This is a genomic window from Rossellomorea aquimaris (assembly GCF_001877785.1).
In the GTDB taxonomy this organism is placed as follows: Bacteria; Bacillota; Bacilli; order Bacillales; family Bacillaceae_B; genus Rossellomorea; species Rossellomorea aquimaris_A.
This window is the reverse complement of record NZ_MINN01000049.1, coordinates 1-391: the sequence shown is the minus strand read 5'-3', so window position 1 is coordinate 391 and position 391 is coordinate 1. Positions and strand designations below refer to the sequence as shown.

The 391-nt window shown below is 51.4% G+C and carries 1 protein-coding gene; it reads left to right on the top strand.

Features of this window, described 5'->3' with window-relative positions; all coding sequences use genetic code 11:
* Positions 1 to 76 precede the first annotated feature (76 nt).
* A partial coding sequence (locus tag BHE18_RS02020; protein ID WP_268876286.1) for a phosphoribosylformylglycinamidine synthase subunit PurQ occupies positions 77 to 391 on the top strand: 315 nt, incomplete at its 3' end.

Below are 391 nucleotides of genomic sequence, written 5' to 3'. Positions count from 1 at the left end.
TATCTTTGTGGTTTCATGTTTCTGCATCTCTTTTCTCTTGTGATTGTTGTTTAGTTGTTGTGTTTTTTTTTTTCAGATGCCGATTGCTGTGTCTCATGGTGAAGGGCGCGTGGAAGTGCGTGATGCGGCGCATCTGGCGGCACTGGAAAGCAAAGGGCTGGTGGCACTGCGCTATGTCGATAACTTCGGCAAAGTCACTGAAACCTACCCGGCTAACCCGAACGGTTCACCGAACGGTATTACGGCGGTCACGACTGAAAGTGGTCGAGTCACCATTATGATGCCGCACCCGGAACGAGTTTTCCGTACTGTCAGCAACTCCTGGCATCCGGAAAACTGGGGCGAGGATGGCCCATGGATGCGCATTTTCCGCAATGCACGTAAGCAGTTG